At 67.6% G+C, this 18,993-nt stretch carries 16 protein-coding genes; 8 read left to right on the top strand and 8 right to left on the bottom strand.

Annotated features, from left to right (window positions below; all coding sequences use genetic code 11):
- Window positions 1-58: 58 nt before the first annotated feature.
- Window positions 59-1,198 carry a lactaldehyde reductase gene (fucO, locus tag QN345_RS06235; RefSeq protein ID WP_241975203.1) on the bottom strand — a complete coding sequence of 380 codons (1,140 nt, stop codon included), beginning with the start codon at window positions 1,196-1,198 and terminating at the stop codon, window positions 59-61.
- Window positions 1,199-1,454: 256 nt separating this feature from the next.
- Between fucO and QN345_RS06230 the strand changes: the two genes are divergently transcribed.
- Together QN345_RS06230 and QN345_RS06225 are read left to right on the top strand one after the other, a co-directional pair.
- Window positions 1,455-2,264 (top strand): HAD family hydrolase, encoded by an 810-nt coding sequence (locus QN345_RS06230; protein ID WP_134448622.1) that lies wholly within the window; start codon window positions 1,455-1,457, stop codon window positions 2,262-2,264.
- Entirely contained in the window at window positions 2,261-4,780 is a 2,520-nt protein-coding gene (locus QN345_RS06225) for a glycoside hydrolase family 65 protein (RefSeq protein ID WP_134448620.1), read from the top strand. Before QN345_RS06230 ends, QN345_RS06225 begins: the two co-directional genes overlap by 4 nt.
- Before the next feature lie 23 nt (window positions 4,781-4,803).
- Here QN345_RS06225 and QN345_RS06220 read toward each other — a convergent pair whose 3' ends face one another.
- On the bottom strand, window positions 4,804-5,829 hold the full coding sequence (locus QN345_RS06220) for an SDR family oxidoreductase (RefSeq protein WP_134558166.1): 1,026 nt from the start codon (window positions 5,827-5,829) through the stop codon (window positions 4,804-4,806).
- 60 nt (window positions 5,830-5,889) lie between these two features.
- Here QN345_RS06220 and QN345_RS06215 point away from each other — a divergent pair, with 60 nt between their 5' ends.
- Complete coding sequence (locus QN345_RS06215; protein WP_134448616.1) at window positions 5,890-6,300, top strand: nitroreductase/quinone reductase family protein; 411 nt, start codon at window positions 5,890-5,892, stop codon at window positions 6,298-6,300.
- A 7-nt stretch (window positions 6,301-6,307) separates the two neighbouring features.
- Here QN345_RS06215 and QN345_RS06210 read toward each other — a convergent pair whose 3' ends face one another.
- The 5 genes from QN345_RS06210 to QN345_RS06190 form a co-directional block, all read right to left on the bottom strand.
- Window positions 6,308-8,710 (bottom strand): excinuclease ABC subunit UvrA, encoded by a 2,403-nt coding sequence (locus QN345_RS06210; protein ID WP_322188951.1) that lies wholly within the window; start codon window positions 8,708-8,710, stop codon window positions 6,308-6,310.
- A gap of 72 nt (window positions 8,711-8,782) precedes the next feature.
- Complete coding sequence (locus QN345_RS06205; protein ID WP_322188953.1) at window positions 8,783-9,838, bottom strand: D-2-hydroxyacid dehydrogenase; 1,056 nt, start codon at window positions 9,836-9,838, stop codon at window positions 8,783-8,785.
- A 17-nt stretch (window positions 9,839-9,855) separates the two neighbouring features.
- Entirely contained in the window at window positions 9,856-10,833 is a 978-nt protein-coding gene (locus QN345_RS06200) for a sugar kinase (RefSeq protein ID WP_322188955.1), read from the bottom strand.
- Between the two features lie 10 nt (window positions 10,834-10,843).
- Entirely contained in the window at window positions 10,844-11,620 is a 777-nt protein-coding gene (locus QN345_RS06195; RefSeq protein WP_322188957.1) for a sugar phosphate isomerase/epimerase, read from the bottom strand.
- Window positions 11,617-12,921: an MFS transporter gene (locus QN345_RS06190; protein ID WP_134448606.1), complete on the bottom strand. Its 1,305-nt coding sequence runs from the start codon at window positions 12,919-12,921 to the stop codon at window positions 11,617-11,619. The genes QN345_RS06195 and QN345_RS06190 overlap by 4 nt, the downstream gene beginning before the upstream one ends.
- Window positions 12,922-13,144: 223 nt before the next feature.
- Here QN345_RS06190 and QN345_RS06185 point away from each other — a divergent pair, with 223 nt between their 5' ends.
- The gene (locus QN345_RS06185; RefSeq protein WP_134448604.1) at window positions 13,145-13,714 is read left to right on the top strand and encodes a PadR family transcriptional regulator; all 570 of its coding nucleotides are present in this window, start codon (window positions 13,145-13,147) and stop codon (window positions 13,712-13,714) included.
- Window positions 13,715-13,751: 37 nt separating this feature from the next.
- Window positions 13,752-15,467 carry an ABC1 kinase family protein gene (locus QN345_RS06180; protein ID WP_134448602.1) on the top strand — a complete coding sequence of 572 codons (1,716 nt, stop codon included), beginning with the start codon at window positions 13,752-13,754 and terminating at the stop codon, window positions 15,465-15,467.
- Window positions 15,468-15,492: 25 nt separating this feature from the next.
- On the opposite strand, the gene QN345_RS06175 is transcribed toward QN345_RS06180, so the two are convergent.
- Window positions 15,493-16,026, bottom strand: a complete 534-nt coding sequence (locus QN345_RS06175; RefSeq protein WP_134448600.1) for a DUF6611 family protein — start codon at window positions 16,024-16,026, stop codon at window positions 15,493-15,495.
- Window positions 16,027-16,350: 324 nt separating this feature from the next.
- Between QN345_RS06175 and QN345_RS06170 the strand changes: the two genes are divergently transcribed.
- From QN345_RS06170 to QN345_RS06160, 3 genes are all read left to right on the top strand, one after another.
- Window positions 16,351-16,809: a hypothetical protein gene (locus QN345_RS06170; RefSeq protein ID WP_135100857.1), complete on the top strand. Its 459-nt coding sequence runs from the start codon at window positions 16,351-16,353 to the stop codon at window positions 16,807-16,809.
- A 193-nt stretch (window positions 16,810-17,002) separates the two neighbouring features.
- Window positions 17,003-17,221: a hypothetical protein gene (locus tag QN345_RS06165; protein WP_134448596.1), complete on the top strand. Its 219-nt coding sequence runs from the start codon at window positions 17,003-17,005 to the stop codon at window positions 17,219-17,221.
- Entirely contained in the window at window positions 17,218-18,543 is a 1,326-nt protein-coding gene (locus QN345_RS06160; protein ID WP_322188962.1) for a ferredoxin reductase family protein, read from the top strand. Before QN345_RS06165 ends, QN345_RS06160 begins: the two co-directional genes overlap by 4 nt.
- Window positions 18,544-18,993 lie beyond the last annotated feature (450 nt).

The raw sequence follows: 18,993 nt of genomic DNA, 5'->3' as shown, positions 1-18,993 counted from the left end.
AGATGTGTATAAGAGACAGGTATACGGGTCACTCTCGACCGGAAAGGTGACTCTGGGATCAGTAGATCGAGGTGTACAGCGCGAGGATCTGCTCGACGGTCACGTCGCGCGGGTTACCGCCGGTGCAGACGTCGTCGAAGGCGGCCTGGGCGAGTGCCGGGAGGTCCTCCTCCTTCGCACCGATCTCGCGCAGTGTCGTCGGGTTGCCGAGGTCGCGGGCGAACGCCGTGACGGCAGTGACGGCCGCGGTGCGGGCATCCTCGACCGACAGGTCTGCGGCACCGGCGACCGCGAAGGCCACCGCGATGTCGCGGAAGCGGTCGCCGGTCGCGTCGGCGTTGAACGCCATCACGGGGGCGAGCAGGATGCCGTTGGCCACGCCATGCGGGGCGTTGTAGAAGGCGCCGAGCGGGTGGGCCATCCCGTGCACGAGGCCGAGGCCGACGTTGGAGTAGCCCATTCCCGCGATGTACTGGGCGAGGGCCATCCGGTCCGCGGCAACCGGGTCGCCGTCGGCGGCGGCGGCGAGGGACTCGGCGATCATCGTGATCGCCTTGAGGTGGAAGAGGTCGGAGAGTTCCCAGGCGCCCTTGGTCGTGTAGCCCTCGATCGCGTGGGTGAGCGCGTCCAGTCCTGTGGCGACCTTGAGCGAACGTGGCGCGGATGACATCATCTCGGAATCGACGACGGCGACGATCGGAATCGCGTGCGGGTCGACGCAGACGAACTTGCGGGAGCGTTCGACGTCGGTGATCACGTAGTTGATCGTGGTCTCCGATGCGGTTCCCGCCGTCGTCGGAACGGCGATGATCGGAACGGAGGCCCGCTTCGTGGCCGCGACGCCCTCGAGCGAGCGCACGTCCGCGAACTCGGGGTTGTTCGTGATGATGCCGATGGCCTTGCAGGTGTCCTGCGGCGAGCCGCCGCCGATGCCGATCAATACGTCTGCGCCCGAGGCCGCGAAGGCCGCGACGCCGCGCTTGACCGCTTCGATCGGCGGGTTCGGGGTGACGTCCGAATAAACCTCATAAGGGATTCCGGCATCGTCGAGGAGTGACGTGACCTTGCCGGTGACGCCGGTCGTGACGAGCACCTTGTCCGAGACCACAAAGGCCTTGGTGAAGCCGCGGGAGGCTATTTCACCGGGGATGACGCTAATGGCCCCTGCGCCGAAGTGTGCCGTTTGGTTCCAGATCATGCGAGTGATCATTGTCTGACTTCTCTCTGTGTGCGTTCAACGTTGAATCGTTTCACTTAGAGAAAGTCTACTCGCCGGAGGCACAGGGCATAGGCTTGTTTTGTACTCAGGCGCAGGCCCACCCCGGACCCGGTGGACCCGCGTCGCTCGCGATCCTCGTCACCGCCGCCGAGATGTCGACACCCGGGCGAATACATCCCCCCACCATTCCCCGGCGCCTCCATTTTCAGGCATCTATCGAGAAGAGCTCCCGTCTATGACTTCTCCGACATTTCCCCTTTCGCCAGCCCAGGCCCGCGACCGCATCCTCGGTTTGCGTGGCGTGCTCTTCGACCTCGACGGCGTGCTGACTCCCACCGCCGACGTGCACATGGTCGCGTGGTCCCGGCTCTTCACCCCCTTCCTCGAAGACCAGGGGGTGAGTCCCTCCTATAGCGATGCCGACTACTTCAGGTATATCGACGGCAAGCCCCGCTACGACGGCGTGCGCAGCCTCCTCGCCTCGCGCGGGATCACGCTGCCAGACGGCGACCCCACGGATGCCCCGACGCAGGACACCGTGTGCGGCCTCGGCAACCGCAAGAACGCGGCCTTCAACGAGACCCTCGCGGAAGACGGCGTGACTCCGTACCAGGGTTCCCTCGACTTCCTCGACTACGTGGTCAACGCCGGGCTGCAGGTCGCCGTCGTCACGAGTTCCCGCAACGGCGAACTCACCCTCGGGGCAGCGGGCATCCGTGATCGCTTCGGTATCGTCGTCGACGGCAACCTCGCCGCCGAGCGTCGGCTCGCCGGGAAGCCCGCGCCGGACACCTATGAACTCGGCGCCGAGCTGCTCGGTCTCACGCCGGCAGAGTGCGTCGTGGTCGAAGACGCCGAGTCGGGAGTGCAGGCCGGCCGCGCCGGTGATTTCGGGCTGGTCCTCGGCGTCGACCGCGGCGTCGGACCGCAGACCCTTCTGGACGCCGGAGCCGATATTGTCGTCTCAGACCTCGATGAACTGGTGCCCCGCCCGTCCGAGCCCAGCACGTCACCCGAAACCGCAACGCAGGAGGCCACCGCATGAACCTGACCGAAGAGGTCATCCAGGACCCTCTCGACCGCAATCGCTTCCCGGTCGACGAATGGGCCCTCGTCGAGACGGCGTTCACCGGAGCCGACATCGGACGCACCGAGACCCTCTTCGCGGTCGGCAACGGCTACCTCGGCCTGCGCGGCAACGTCGACGAGGGCAGGGACGGCCACGTCCAGGGCACATACATCAACGGTTTCCACGAGACCTGGCCGATCCGGCACGCGGAAGAGGCCTTCGGTTTCGCCCGCGTCGGCCAGACGATCGTCAACGCTCCCGACGCCAAGATGATCCGCGTCTACGTCGACGACGAACCGCTCGTGCTGACCCTCGCCGAGTTGCTCAGCTACGAGCGCCGGCTCGACTTCACCACCGGCATCCTCTCTCGCTCACTCGTCTGGCGCACGCCATCGGGCAAGCGCGTCCTGATCCGGTCCCGCCGGATGGTGTCGTTCACCGACCGGCACCTCGCGATCATCGACTACGAGGTCACCATGCTCGACGCGGATGCGTCCGTCGTGATCTCGAGCCAGATCCTGAACCGCCAGGACGGCATCAGCGAGTACGACCGGCCCAAGGGCTCGATGACGACAGACTGGGACCCGCGCAAGGCGGAGTCCTTCACCGACCGGGTGCTGCAGCCACGCTTCAAGCGCGCTTCCGGCGGCCGGTACATCCTCGGCTTCCGCTGCACGAACTCGGCGATGACGATCGCCTGCGCCGCCGACCACCAGATCGAGACAGCCAACGAGTTCGTCGAGTCCTCCGCTATCGGCGACGACCTCGCCAAGCACGTGTACACGATCAAGGCCAAGCAGGGCAATTCGATCCACATCACGAAGACGCTCAGCTACCACACCTCCGCGGGCGTGCCCACTCACGAACTCGCCGACCGGTGCGACCGCACCCTGGACCGCGCGCGGGACGAGGGCATCGAATCGTTCATCGCCCGCCAGCAGGAATGGCTCACCGACTTCTGGGCGCGCACCGACGTGCAGCTTCCCGGGCAGCCCGTGCTGCAGCAGGCCGTGCGCTGGAACCTGTTCCAGCTCGCCCAGGCCTCGATGCGCGCCGACGGCCAGGGCGTCTCCGCAAAGGGCGTGTCCGGCTCCGGCTACGGCGGCCACTATTTCTGGGACACGGAGGTCTACGTCCTGCCGTTCCTGACCTATACCTCTCCGAACGCGGCCCGCAACGCGCTGCGTTTCCGGCACGGCATGCTGGACCAGGCCAGGGACCGCGCGACGGAGCTCAACCAGCTCGGCGCCCTGTTCCCGTGGCGCACGATCAACGGGCTCGAGTCCTCCGCGTATTACGCGGCGGGCACGGCCCAGTACCACATCGACGCCGACATCGCCTATGCGCTCAGCCAGTACGTCGCCGCAACCGGCGACGAGGACTTCCTCGCCCGCGAGGCCATCGACATCCTCGTCGAGACGAGCCGGATGTGGGCGGACCTCGGCTTCTGGCGCGGCAACGGGCACGGCAACGACGTGTTCCACATCCACGGTGTCACCGGGCCGGACGAGTACACGACCGTCGTCAACGACAACCTGTACACGAACATCATGGCGCGCTCGAACCTGCGGAACGCCGTGACCGCGGTCCGCCGGCTGCGGTACATCGACCGCGACGCCTACGACGCCATGGTCGCCCGGCTGAACCTCCAGGACACCGAGATCGCCGAGTGGGCCTTCGCCGCCGAGGCGATGCACATTCCCTTCGACAAGGGCCTGGCCATCCACCCGCAGGACGCGCAGTTCCTCGAGAAGGAACGCTGGGACCTGTCCCAGACGCCTCCGCAGAACCGGCCGTTGCTGCTGCACTACCACCCGCTCGTGATCTACCGCTTCCAGGTCCTCAAGCAAGCGGATGTGGTCCTCGCGCTGCTCCTGCAGGGGGACCAGTTCACTCCGGAGGAGAAGCTCGCCGACTTCGACTACTACGACCCGCTCACGACCGGCGACTCGACCCTGTCCGACGTGGTCCAGTCGATCATCGCGGCCGAAGTCGGGTACCACGAGCTCGCGCTCCGGTACTTCACCTCCGGCCTGTTCGTCGACCTCGCAGACCTGCACCACAACGCGGCGGACGGCGTCCACGTCGCATCCGCCGGTGGAGTCTGGAGCGCCCTCGTCTACGGATTCGGCGGCATGCGCGACCACAACGGCCGGGTCACCCTCGACCCGCGGCTGCCGGAAGGCTGGGAGGGGCTCACCTTCCGGATCACGCTCAAGGGCACCCGGCTCCGGATCGACCTCAGGCAGGACGAGGTCGAGGTGACCGTCGAGGCCGGCGTCGAGGCGAAGCTCGCCGTGCGCGGGGCGCCCGCTTTCACGGTGCGTCTCGGCCAGCCCGTCATCGTCCCGCTCGAGCACCAGGGCGCCCGCACTCCCGGGGCTCCGTCGCCGGCTGCGATCGAGGGCGGACGTCGCGACGACGGCACCGTGATCACCTCGTCGATCCCGACGATCGCGCACCTGACCGACTTCATGGACCAGGTCGACTGATCCCGCCTCTCGTGCGCCGCCGGTCAGAGAAGCCGGAGGCGCACGAGGCTCTCCGCGGTGGCGAGGATGGCCTCCTCGTTGGACAGAGGTTCCCAGCCGAGCATCCGCCTGGCCTTGTCATGGGAGGCGTTCCGCGTCGTGCCGAGTTGCGGGGCGACCTGCCGGAGCGGGGCGCTGAACGGGGCGAGGACACGGACGAGCCAGGTCGGCATCACCCGGCGGGGCACCCGACTCGCGACGTCGCCGAGGTTCGACCTCAGCAGGGCTGCGATCTCCGGAAAGGTCATCGGGGGTCCGGCGACGGCGAGGAACCGTTCGCCGGGCGCGAGCGGGCTCGTCATGGCGCGCACGTGCAGGTCGGCGACATCGCGCACGTCGACGATGTTGGTCTCGATCCGCGGCACCGCGGGCACAGCACCCTTCAGGAGCCCGCGGAGGAGTTCGACGGAACTGGAGAGGTCTGTCCCGAGCACGGGTCCGAAGATTCCGACCGGGTTGATCACCGTGAGCTCGAGGGTGCCTCCCTCGCGATCGACGAAGTCCCAGGCCGCACGTTCGGCGATGGTCTTCGACCTGACGTATGCGCTCACTGAGGCGGTCGGGTCCGTCCAGTCGTCCTCGGTGAACGGGCGGTCCGGATGCTGGGCGCCATACCCGACGGCGGCGAACGAAGAGGTCAGCACGACCCGCCGCACGCCGGCGTCCCGCGCGGCCCGGAGCACCCGCAGTGCGCCGTCGCGGGCGGGGACGATGAGCTCGTCCTCGTCCGCCGGCTCACGTGCGGGGAAGGGTGAGGCGACGTGCAGGACGAAGGCGCAGCCGTTCACCGCTTCCGCCCAACCGGCGTCGGAGAGCAGGTCGGCGACGGTGAACGAGAGGGCGCTGCCGGCATCCGCCCCGCCCGCGGCGACCATCGCGCGCACCTCGGGCTCCCGGGTGAGGGAGCGCACCGTCGTGCGCACCCGGTAGCCGGCGGCGAGGAGCCGCACGATGCAGTGCGCGCCGACGAAGCCAGACCCACCGGTCACCAGAACCAGCTCACCACTCATGAGATCCTCTTCCCGTTGTAAAATCCCTGCACCGGCAGCTCGTCGACGAGAGGCAGTCTAGTGAGCGACTTCAACGAACAGATCATCTCGGAGTTCCGGGAGAACAACGGTCATGTCACCACGGCCGGGTTCGGGTCCAACCTCGTGCTCCTGCACACGACCGGGGCGCGCACGGGTGCCGAGCGCGTCAGCCCGGTGATGTCCATCCGCGACGGGGACGCCTGGCTCGTGGTCGCCTCCGCCGGCGGCCGGCCCCAGCACCCGGCCTGGTACTTCAACCTGCTCTCGCACCCGGAGACCTCCATCGAGACCCCGGAAGGGACGGTCGCGGTCACCGCGACCGATTTGGACGGCGACGAGCACGCCAGAGCCTGGGCGAAGATCATCGCCCTCGCGCCCGGCTTCGCCGGCTACCAGGAGCGGGCCGTCGAACGCCGGATTCCGGTGCTCCGGCTGGTCCGAAACGCCTGAGCGTCGCCTACGCCTGCAGTCGCCGCTCGAGATAGGGGGCCGTCCTGCTCTCGGCGTGGGTGGCGACGACCTCCGGCGGACCGGCCACGAGGATACGGCCGCCAGCGTCCCCTCCGGACGGGCCGAGGTCGATCACCCAGTCGGCCGCCGCGATGACGTCGAGGTTGTGTTCGACAACGACGACGGTGTTGCCCGCGTCGACCAGCCGGTTCAGCTGGGCGAGCAGGAGCTGCACATCCGCCGGGTGCAGGCCCGTTGTCGGTTCGTCGAGCAGGTACAGGGTGTGGCCGCGGCGGGCACGTTGGAGCTCGGAGGCGAGCTTGATGCGCTGGGCTTCCCCACCGGAGAGCTCTGTGGCGGGCTGGCCGAGGCGGAGGTAGCCGAGGCCGACCTCGCGGAGGGTCTCGAGGCTGCGGGCGGCCGCAGGCACGTCGGCGAGGAACCCGGCGGCATCGTCGACGCTGAGCCCGAGGACCTCTGCGATGGTCTTGCCGCGGTAGTCGACCTCGAGGGTCTCCGGGTTGTACCGGGAACCGTGGCACGCCGGGCACAGGGCGTAGCTGCCGGGGAGGAAGAGGAGTTCAACGGTGACGGAGCCCTCCCCGAGGCAGGTCTCGCAGCGGCCGCCGGCGACGTTGAAGGAGAAGTGTCCCGCCCCGAAGCCGCGGCTGCGGGCTGCGGGGGTGGCCGCGAAGGCCGCGCGGACCGCGTCGAACAGGCCGGTATAGGTGGCGAGGTTCGAGCGGGGAGTGCGTCCGATCGGCTTCTGGTCGACGGTGACAAGGCGGTCAACCGGGTCATCGGCGACGATCTGGCTGATCAGAGATGATTTTCCCGATCCGGAAACGCCAGTGACCGCGGTGAGGAGCCCGAGCGGGAACTCGGCGTCGAGATCCTGAAGGTTGTGCACGTTGACCCCGCGCAGGCCGAGCCAGGCGTGTGGTTCCCTCCGCGCCGGCGCCGGGACCGCGGCATCCGTCGTGTCGGAAGCGGGGAACAGGAACCGCCGTGTCACCGACTCCGGGACCCCGGCGAGCCCGCCGACCGGACCGCTGTAGAGCACCTCGCCGCCGCCGGTTCCTGCGTGCGGACCGACGTCGATGACCCAGTCGGCGGCGCGCACGACGTCCATGTTGTGTTCGACGACGAAGACGGAGTTGCCGGAAGACTTGAGCTGCTCGAGCACGACGAGGAGGGGTTCGGCGTCGGCGGGGTGCAGACCCGCAGAGGGCTCGTCGAGCACGTAGACGACGCCGAAGAGTCCAGACCTCAACTGGGTCGCGATCCGGAGGCGCTGCATCTCACCGGGCGAGAGCGTCGGGGTGGAGCGCGAGAGGCTGAGGTAGCCGAGGCCGAGATCGACCAGCACCTCGATGCGCGCGAGCAGGTCGCGGCTGATCGTGGCTTCGACCCCGGCGGATGCCTCGCCGCGCCCGGCGGAACCGGCCTGCGTGAGCGGGCGGAGGGTCTCGGCGAGGGTGGTGAGCGGCAGCCCGGCCAGCTGGGAGATGGAGAGCCCGGCCACCGTCACGGCGAGGGCGGCCGGGGTGAGTCCGCTCCCGTCGCAGAGCGAGCAGGGTCCGGACTCCACGAACCGGAGCGCGCGCTCCCGCTGACTCTGGCTCTGCGAGTCGGCGAGGGTGTGCAGGACGTAGCTGCGCGCACTCCAGAACCGGCCCTGGTACGGCTTGGCGACCCGGTCGCGCTGCGGCGTTATCTCCACGACGGGCTGCTCCTCGGTGAAAAGGATCCAGTCCCTGCTCTCAGCGGGGAGGTCGTTCCACGGCACGTCGACGTCGTAGCCGAGGGCGATCAGGATGTCGCGGAGGTTCTTGCCCTGCCAGGCGCCCGGCCACGCCGCGACGGCGCCCTCGCGGATGCTGAGGGTCCCGTCGGGCACGAGGCTCGCGCGCGTCGGGAGGTGCGCGATTCCGAGCCCGTGGCAGCGCGGGCACGCCCCGGCCACGGTATTCGGAGAAAAGGAGTCCGATTCGAGCCTGGGCGCATCCGCCGGGTACGTGCCCGCACGGGAATACATCATGCGCAGTGAATTCGACAGGGTCGTCAGGGTGCCAACCGTGGACCGCGAACTCGGCGTGCCGCGCCGCTGCTGCAGGGCGACCGCGGGAGGGAGGCCCGTGATCTCGTCCACCTGCGGGGTGTGGCCCTGCTGGATCAGTCGGCGGGCGTACGGGGCCACCGATTCGAGGAACCGGCGCTGGGCCTCTGCGAAGATCGTGCCGAAGGCGAGCGACGACTTGCCGGAACCGGAGACGCCGGTGAACGCGACGATCGCGTCGCGGGGCACGTCGACGTCGACATCCCTCAGGTTGTTCTCCCTGGCTCCCCGCACCCGCACGAAACCGGGGGTGGGAGAGACGGAGGGGAGAGACGAGGTCGGAGTATGCATCCGTCCGACCCTAGTCGCCGCACCTGACTGCGCGCCGATTCGGACAGCAGGCCAGGCCTGGGAACGATCGACTCAGTAGAACTCGACCGTGTTGACGATGTTGCGGAGGGGGAGGCCGTCGAGGAACCGGGTCGCGTTGTCGGCGAAGAGCTCGGCGATCCGGCGTTCCTCCTCGGCGTCGAGGGCGGCGGTGTGGGGGCTGATCACGACGTTCGGGAAGTCCCAGAGCGCGCTCGCGGTGTCGAGCGGTTCCTTCGCGAACACGTCGAGGGCGGCGAAGCCGATCCGGCCAGACTCGAGGGCACGGATGAGGGCGTCCTCGTCCACGACGGTGCCACGCCCGATGCTGACGAAGGTCGTTCCCGGCCGGACCGCGCCGAAGACGTTCTCACCGACAAGTTTCAGGGTCGCGGCCGTTCCCGGCAGGGCGACGACGATCGCGTCCGCACTCGCGGCTCCGGCCGCGAGGTCCTCCGTTCGGATCAGCTCGTCGACGAAGGGAACGGGCAGGTCGTCCCTGCTTGTCCCGATCACACGCATCCCGAGCCCCTTCGCGAGCCGGGCGACCTCGCGCCCCACTCCGCCCAGCCCGATGACGAGCACCGTCTGGTCGCGCACCTGGCCGAGGGCCCTGCGCTCCGGCCACGCGTGCGCGCGCTGGTCGCTTTGGAGCACGGGCAGCTGCTTCGCTCCGGACATGATGCCGAAGATCGCGAATTCGGCGAGCGGGCCGCCGTGCACCCCGGCCGAGGTCGTGAAGACCACCCGGTCGAGATCGGCCTGACCGAGGCCTGCGGACTTGACCTGCGAGCCACCGCCCGCCGCCATCACCTGCACCCAGCGGAGTCCCGGATTCGCCTCAACGGTTCGGCGAAGGGCGACCGGGTTCACGTCGGGAATGCCGAAGAGCACGTCGGCCGAGTCGAGCATCCGCTCGAAGTCGGCCTGCTGACCGGTCGTGCGCCGAAAGGCGGGGTCGCCGCGGTAGTCGGCAGGACGGCGCATCGGCGGCAGCAGGGCCTGGTCACGCACGAGCTCGATGCGGGGTTCCGCCCGCTCGATCAGCAGGCAGAGCTCCTCGCTCAGTGGTGTTGCGACGACGACGCGGAGCGTTACGGTGGTGGTCATGCTGTCAGTCTCCCTGATCAAATGGATGCCGGCGCATGCGCCTCGAGGAATGTAGCGAGTCCGGCCCGGTCGGGCAGGCCCTCCTGGTCACCGCGCGACGTCGTGGCCAGCGCGCCGACCGCGCCGGCGCGGTGCACCCAGTCGGCGAGTGGGAGCCCGTCGAGGGCCGCACTGAGGAGTCCAGCGGAGAAGCCGTCACCCGCGCCGACCGTGTCGACGACAGACACCGAGAACGGCGGGCAGCTCGCGTGCGTCCCGTCCGCGGCGAAGAGTTCGGCCCCGCGTGAACCGGCCTTGACCGCGACGACCTTCACGCCGCGATCGAGGTACCAGCGGGCGATTCCCGCCGGGGTGGTCTCCCCGGTGAGGATGTGCCCTTCGCTCGTGCCGGGCAGCACCCAGTCCGCCTGCACGGCGATCTCATTGATCGCGTGCACCATTTCCGCGGTGTCGGCCCAGAGGCTGGGGCGCAGGTTCGGATCGAAACTCACCGTCGCGCCGGTTTCACGTGCAACATCGACGGCCTGGGCGGCGAGGTGCCGCGGTCCGTCGCCGAGCGCGAGCGGGATCCCGGTCAGGTGCACATGCCCGGCACGGCGCACGTAAGCGGCCGTCGCCTCGGTGGGCGCGAGCGTACGTGCCGCTGAGTGCGACCGGAAGTAGACCACGAGCGGGTCTTCGTCCTCGCCCGGCCTGTTCTTCAGCTGGAACCCGGTCGGTTCGCTCGCGTGCAGGTCGACCTGGCCGACATCGATGCCGTTCGCCTCGAGCTGCTGCAGGACGAATTCACCGAACGGGTCCGTGCCGAGACGCGTGATGAACCCGACGCTGTGGCCGAGCCGCCGCAGACCGACGGCGACATTGAATTCCGCGCCCGCCAGCCTGCGGGTGAAGCGGTCGACCCGGGCGAGCGGACCGGTCTCCTCCGCGACGAACATCGCCATGATCTCGCCGAAGGTGACGACGTCGAAGTCCCTCTGGACAGTGCTGGGCATGTGGTTCCGTTCAGTCGCTGGTCAGTTCGGCGAGGACCCGGCGGATCTTCGCCAGTTCGCTCGCCGCGGTGGCCCGGTCGGGGATCGGGTATTCGAGCACCACGGGCACGTGGGTCCCGATCTCGCGGAGCACGGAACGCCAGTCGACGTCACCCTCGTCGAGCAGCACGGAGTGCAGCCCACCGAGGCGGCCGATGTCCTTCAGGTGGAAGACCGTCGCGTAACGCCCGAGTTCCCGGGCGGCGGCGACCGGGTCAACGCCCGCCCAGAGCCAGTTTCCGGCATCGAACGTGTACCCGATCGGAACGTTCTGGGCCCGCAGGTCGCGGAGGAGCGCAGCCACGACATCCAGTCGCCCGTTCCGCGCGGTCTGGTCGTTCTCGATCGTGACCCGGGCGGATGCCGCCAGCAGGGCCTCGACCAGGCTCCCGAGCCCTGTCAGCTCGTCACCGGGCTCGCCGATGTTCAGCTTGACGCTGAGAGCTCCGAGGGTCGCCGCTTCGTCAAGGTAGCCGGTCAGGAGAGGAGAGGCCTCACCGTCCACGAAGAGCGACTCGGGAACGGAGTAGTAGACCTCGAGTCCGGCCTCGGTCGCCAGGCCGGCGATCGTCAGGAGTTCTTCGCGCCGGGCCGCAGGCTCGGGCGAGAGGTACTCTCGGCGGATCTCGATTCCGGTGGCCCCGAGCGCGAGTACCTCGGCGACGAGGTCGGCCTGGACCGTGGTGGACGCGTCGAGGGCCTCTTTGTAGACCATGGTGTTGACGAACACCGGCCGGGAGCCGCTCACTGGAGTGCCGGTGCGCTGGGCGATGCCGCGGGAATGGTGCCCTGCAGCTTGAAGTCCGGCGTCGAGACGGCCTTCACCACGATCGTGAACACGACCGCGATGATCAGTGACAGGGCCATGAAGATATAGGACGCATCGTTCGACCCGGTGACGTTATTGAGGAAGCCGACGAAGTAGGCCCCTGCGAAGGATCCGAGTGCGCCGAAGCTGTTGACGAGAGCCATCGCGCCGCCCGCGACATTCTTCGGCAGGATCTCGGGGACGATCGCGAAAAACGGCCCGTACGGGGCGTACATAGCGCCGCCGGCGATCACGAGCAGGATGAACGACAGCCAGAAGTTGGACGTCCCGACGAGGTAGGAGGCGTAGAACGCGACCGCCGCCACCAGGAGGAACGGCCAGATGAAGAGCTTCCGCTTCAGGAGCCGGTCGGAGAAGAACGAGGCGACCACCATCAGCACGGTCGCGAGCAGGTACGGGATGGCGGTGAGCCAGCCGATGATCACGATGTCGAAGGACGACGCGGTCTTGATGATCGAGGGGAGCCACATGACGAAGCCGTAGACGCCGATGCTCCAGAAGAAGTACTGGATGCAGAGCTGGATGACGGCCTTCTGCTTGAATGCCTCGCGGTAGTTCGGCACGGCGTGCAGTCCGACCTGTTCCCGGGCGAATTCGTCGTTGATGTCCTTCTTCTGGCCTGCGGACAGCCACTTCGCGTCGTTCGGGGAGTTGTCGATCATACGCAGCCAGACGAACGCCCAGATGATGGAGGGGAGACCCTCGATGATGAACATCCAGCGCCAGCCAACGCTGCTGACGAGGTAGGCCGAGACGACGGACATCCACAGCACCGTGACCGGGTTGCCGAGGATCAGGAAGGTGTTGGCTTTGGAGCGTTCGCCGCTGGTGAACCAGTTACTGAGCAGGATGAGCATCGCGGGCATGATGGCCGCCTCGACGATTCCGATCGCGAACCGGATGACGAATAGCACCCAGATGTTCGTGACGATGCCGATGCAGCTGGCCAGGATGCCCCACAGGATCAGCGCGTAGAAGATCAGCTTCTTCGCGCTCCGCCGTTGCGCGTAACTCGCGCTCGGCACCTGGAAGAAGAAGTAGCCGAGGAAGAACAGGGCTGCAAGGAAGGCCGAGGCGCTGGCCGTGATGTTGAGGTCTTTCGCCATCCCCGCGGCGGCGCCCAGACTGTAATTCGAGCGGTCGAGGTACGCCAGGCTGTAGGTGATGAAGATGACCGGCATGAGCCGTGACCATCGGGATGACGCGAGTTTCTCGCTCATGAACTGAATCTCTTCCTTGAGAACTACCGCAGGGCACACCAACACATGTTCCATTGGGCGGAACACCGTTTGCCCTGACGGAATGAGCCTACGCTCAGGACTGCTCCGGCTGAGAACCCGCGCGACACACGGGCGCGCCGCCGTGAAATCCAGCTCGAGATCAGAGTTGAACGTTATATCGTTAGGTATCGTCGAGCTCTGGTACGGCGCTGAGGAGGTCATCATGAGTGGTTCATTTATGGGAGACGGATTCCCGGGTCGCAAGGGCGGACCGGGCGAAGGTTGGGCCGGAAACGCCATCTGGGAAGCGATGGAGCAGTTGCGCGGGCAGTTCGAACAGAAGGTCGGCACGAGGGTCGGGCGCGGCGACGTCCGTGCCGCGGTGCTCGCGCTCCTCCTGGAGCAGCCGATGCACGGCTACCAGATCATCCACGAGATCGAGGAGCGCAGCAACGGGGCGTGGAAGCCGAGCCCCGGCTCGGTGTATCCGGCGCTCCAGCTGCTCGCCGACGAGGGTTTCATCACGGCCGAGGAGGCCAACGGTCGCAAGACCTATGCGCTCACGGACGAGGGCCGCGCGGTAGCGGATGCCGCAGCCGAGACCTCCGCCCCCTGGGAGGCCCCGAGTGCCCGCGACAGCGGCCGGGCGACCGCACTGCCCAAGGCGGGAATCGGCCTGGCCCAGGCCGCCGCGCAGGTCGGGCGCTCCGGCAGCCCGGAGCAGGTGGACAAGGCCGTCGCCGTGCTCGACGAGGCGCGTCGCCAGTTGTACTCCATCCTCGCCCAGGATTGAACGAGTGCCCGAAGCACGCCGGCGTCAAGGAGATCCGATGACCGACGACGGGAACATGCGCGCCCGCTACCGCCGGATCCTGCGGTTCGCCGCGCGGTACCTGGTGCAGACCTGGTGGTACGAACTGTTCCTGCCCCGGATCGGACTCGCCCGGCTCTCGGCGCGCAACCGGTCGGCGCGGCTCCAGCGCATCGCGCAGCGCTTCCACGTGCTCGCGGTCGACCTGGGCGGCCTCATGATCAAGGTCGGCCAGTTCATGTCGTCCCGGCTCGACGTGCTGCCGCCCGAGATCACCAAGGAGCTCGAGGGCCTGCAGGACGAGGTCCCGGCCGTGCCGTTCCCGGCCATCCGAGCCCTCGCCGAGTCCGAATTGGGGGTGACACTCGAGCGCGCGTTCTCGTTCGTCGACCCGACCCCTCTCGCCGCGGCATCCCTCGGTCAGGTCCACCGCGCGCGGCTCTCGGAAATGGATGCTGCCGAGACCGGCCTGCTGGACGTCGTCGTGAAGATCCAGCGACCGGGCATCGGTGCGATCGTCGACGTCGACCTCCGGGCCCTTCGCCGCGTCGCCGGCTGGCTCAGCCACATTCGCCTCGTTTCGGATCGGGTCGACATGCCCGTCCTCGTCGAGGAGTTCGCGGTGACGAGCCTCGAGGAGATCGACTACCTGCACGAGGCCGCGAGCGCGGAACGGTTCGCGGGGAACTTCGCCGACGACGCCCGCGTCAGCGTTCCCGAGCTCGTGTGGGAGCGAACGACGCGGCGGGTGCTGACCCTGCAGGACGTCACGGCCATCAAGATCAATGACGTCGATGGGCTCAGGGCGGCAGGCATCGATCCGGCTGAAGTCGCCACCGAGTTCGCGGCGGTCATGTTCGACCAGCTCTTCGTCAACGGCTATTTCCACGCCGACCCGCACCCGGGCAATATCTTCGTCACCCCCCTCGCCACCGCGGATGCGGCCACAACAGCGGATGCTCCAGGCCGGGCCTGGAAGTTCACGTTCATCGACTTCGGAATGATGGGCGAGGTACCCGACGCGCTGCGTCGCGGTCTCCGGAACCTGCTCATCGCCGCCGCGTCCCGCAACGGCAAGGGCATGGTGGACGGCATTCGCGAGGTGGGCGTGCTCCTGCCCTCCGCGGACACCGCGGAACTCGAGAGGGCGCTGACGGCGCTGTTCGCGCGTTTCGGCGGGATGGGCTTCGCCGAGCTGCAGGAGGTCGATCCGCGCGAGTTCCGCGCCTTCGCGAACGAATTCGGTGATGTGGTGCGCACCCTGCCGGTCCAGCTGCCGGAGAACTTCCTGCTTATCGTGCGCGCGATGTCGCTGACCAGCGGGATGTGCAGTTCGCTCGACCCGGCCTTCAACATCTGGAACGCCGTCGAGCCGTACTCCGCGCAGCTGATCCGGGCCGAAGGCGGAAACCTGGTGCAGGATCTCGCGAAGCGCACGGTGGCGGCCGCGGGACTCATCGCCCGGCTGCCCCAGCGGCTCGATACCCTGATCACGCGGGTCGAAGACGGCAACCTCACGGTGCAGACCCCACGGCTCGAGCGCCGCCTGGGCAGTCTCGAGCGAACGGGACGGCGGATCATCTCTGCGGTCCTCTTCACCGCCCTGCTGATCGGCGGCATCCTGCTCCGTGCCGACGACGTCGTCTTCGGAACGGTGCTCATGGCCGTGTCCGTGCTTCCGCTGCTCCACGCCACCCTCGCCGGCGCCGTCGCCCGCCGAGGACCCCTGCCCTAGGGAGCTGTCGAAGTCCCGGCCGACGTCACCGCCCGGCACCGAGGTGACGCCGGGCGTCGGAGTACGCGGACGACCACACCAGTTCGTGATCGGCAGGCGACGACGCTCCGCAGGCGAGTGACTCCTCGGCGATCAACAGCGTCGAAGCTAGCCCCGCCAGATAGCGGGATTCTGCGGAGAGTCGCGTGTCGGGGGCGAGGCTGGAGCTCACGACGGTCAGCTCGAGGACGCCTCGACGAATCGATCCGGCAGCATGGGCGACGACAAGGGTGCTCGCGACGTAAAACCCGATGCAGGACGTGATCACCAGGAGTCTCGGTGCGCCCGCCTCAACAAGCGTTACGAACTCTCCGAACACGGCCACTAGGCCGAGCACCGTCCAGCCGCGCCACACGCGAACCCGTCGGCGCTGCCGTGCGGAGATCCCCGCCGGATACAACACGAGCCGCTGGCTCGTGCTGCCGTAGCGACCGGCCGAAACCGTGTAGCTTCCCCAGCGGCAGCGTCCGTCGAGGAGTGGCGAGAGCCACCGACTGAGCGTGAGTTCCGAGAGGTCCATTCGAGCGCTGTTCACCAATCCAGCGTCATCCCGGGCGCAGGGGGGCCGCGCCATCCTTACGGAATCCATGCGCCGAAACGGAGTTTCCCTACGGATTCACTACGCTCGCGCTACTCCCGTCCAGGCAAGCAGCCGGATGTTGGGCGTGCCGTCATCCGCCACCACAGCCGTCTCGGCTCAATGGGTTCACCTTCGCCACGAATGCGGACGCGAGCGAGTCCTCCGCTCGGTGATGTAAGTTGCTGGTCGGACCGACAATATCGGCCGATGCCATGCTAGGTTTCCCACGAAGACTACAGCGTGGGTTCAAGCGGGGGGCTAGCCATGATTCGTCTCAGAGTGACCAGCAGAGCCTGGATCGCGGCAGCATTGGTCTGTGCATCGTGCCTCGGCCTGACGAGTTGTGTCGCCAACGACTCCACCACGGAGATCCGGCTGTTCCTTGCGCAGAAACCCGGTCCCGAAGACGCACTTCCCTCGGCGCTCAAGGCTGCAAGTGACGGCCTCGATGCCGCTTCCAGTCGGTTAGTCGGCACCACCAGAGATGTGAGCTATTTCGTCTCCAAGTACACGGATCCGCAACGAGGCACCCCGGGCTTCTGCCTGATGGTGGCAAAACTGCCGGACGGTCCTTCGAATTCGTTCTGCGGTTCCGCAGACGGAATGTGGACGTCTGGAAGCGGCACCGGCGGAGCACGGGTCATCGAGAGCAACGACGAAGTTCCCGAGGGGTGGACCCGTCTGAGTGACTTCCTCATCGTCAATCCGGACGCTAAACCTTAGGAATCAGCCGAGATGAGCAATCCTCATGAAACTGTGGATCTCGTGTGGATCTACCCGATGGCTGCCTGAATTTCGGGATGTGAACCACAATTGAAGGCAGTTTTCGCACAAGACGCATCGCAGCACCGTCGTCACCTCCGGTCGCCCGATGAGGAAAGTTCCGCTCGTCTGCTCTCACCCTGGAGGAAGGACCATGACCTCAGTTCCGGCCCACCGGCGCACTCGCGGACCGGCTGCACCCCACCACCGAGTGAACGCCTCCCGCGTCTCCCGCAGCGCGTGGACCGCGCTGAACTGGCTTACGTCCCTTGCCGTCGTGGTCGTGATGACCGCATCGGCGGCGGCCATGGTCACTGCTGCCCCGGCGGTCTCCCCGGCTGCGCCGGCGATCGTGCCGGACAGCCGGCCGTGACCGGTCATCGACAATCGCCCCGGCCGCCCGTTGCGGCCGCGCTCATCAAGACACTGATCGTGATCGGCGCCGTCCTGTCTGCGGCACTCGCCTTCGTCGACGTCCGGTTTCCTGTCCAGTTCGACTCGGCCATCCTCGCTCACACCACCGGATTCCTGGCCGGATATGTCGTCACGGTGATGGTGGTCCTGATGTCGCGCGCACCGTTGCTCGAACGCTCGATCGGTGCCGACCGGCTCGCCCGCTGGCACGGCGTCGGCGGTCGCGCCTTCATCGTCCTCCTGGTGATTCATGCGGTCGCGGCCGTGCATTCCTGGATGCTCAGCCACTGGGAAGATGCCTTCACGGCATCCCTCGCCGTCCTGGGCATGCCCGGGCTGGTGGCCGCGACCGCCGGGACGGTCCTGTTCGGCGTGATCGCGGTCATGTCGGTGCGGGCAGCCCGGCGCTCGGTCTCCTACGAGACGTGGCACGGCATCCACCTGCTCAGCTATATCGCCCTGGCGCTCTCGTTCACGCACGAACTGGCCGGGCCCGACCTTGCCGGCAGGCCCGGGCTCCAGATCGCCTGGACCCTGTTCTTCGTATCCGCACTGGGCCTGGTGCTCCGCTACCGCGTTCTCAAGCCGCTGGAGCACGCCTGGCGCCACCGCCTCCGGATCGAACGCCTGGTGCCCGAGGCGGACGGCGTCGTGAGCGTCATTCTGCGCGGGCGGCACATCGACGAACTGCGCGTCGAAGCGGGTCAGTTCTTCCGCTGGCGATTTCTGGCGCCGGGGGTCTGGCGCTCCGCGCATCCCTTCTCGCTGTCTGCGCCTCCCGGCGATGACCTGCTCCGAATCACCGTAAAGGCGCTCGGGAACGGCAGTCACACGCTTCACTCCCTCCGGCCGGGCACGCGCGTGCTCGCCGAGGGGCCGTACGGGGCCATGACGCACCGGAAACGCACTCGTGAATCCGTTCTGCTCATCGCCGGCGGCGTTGGGATCACTACCATGCGCGCACTCTTCGAAGAGCTCGAGGTCGGCGACGGCTCGCTGACCCTCCTCTACCGGGCCTCCCGGGACGATGACGTGATCTTCCGCGACGAACTCGAGGAAATCGCCCGGTTGCGCGGTGCCTCGATCGTGTGGATGATCGGGCCGTCCACAGATCCCCGGAACAGCATGACCGGTGCGAACCTGACTCGGCTCGTCCCCGACGTCGCTGCCCGCGACGTCTACGTGTGCGCATCGCGCGGTCTGTCCAGGGCTGTCCGGTCGGCGCTGAAGGACGCCGGACATCCGCCTGCCCGCCTGCACGAGGAAGTCTTCGCGTTCTAACGGCGCAGCCAGAGTCGCCTGCGTCCGCTCGAAAACGACGAAAGGCCCCCGGTTACCCGGGGGCCTTTCTTGTCCGACTGGATCATTCGACCCACTGTGGGTTGATTGCCTTTCTCGAGAAGGGCCTTGTATCCCTTACCCCGCCCGGCCGCTTTCAGACCGCATTTGCGCGGATCCTCCGCCATCCCCTTGAAAATCCTCTACTTTCGAATTCCCTCAACTTCACACACGATATGGCCCGTTCTCGCGTACGACAAGGCCGGCTGCCACGGCGGCGCCCAGCGGCAGCCGCGTCCTCACCGGCGCTTGCGTCAGTTCGCTACTGACAATGGACGCCAACCGAAGTACCGCCTCTCCAACGCTTCCTCCTCAGTGGCGCGTCGCCTCATCGGGTAGCGCTGTTCTGATAACCCGGTAGCGCTCTTCTGCCTAAGTGGTAGCGGCCCGGAC

Origin of the sequence: Cryobacterium sp. 10I1 (assembly GCF_035019805.1) — a bacterium.
Taxonomy (GTDB): Bacteria; Actinomycetota; Actinomycetes; order Actinomycetales; family Microbacteriaceae; genus Cryobacterium; species Cryobacterium glucosi.
The sequence above is the reverse complement of the archived record's forward strand: the minus strand, read 5'-3'. Positions and strand labels throughout refer to the sequence as shown.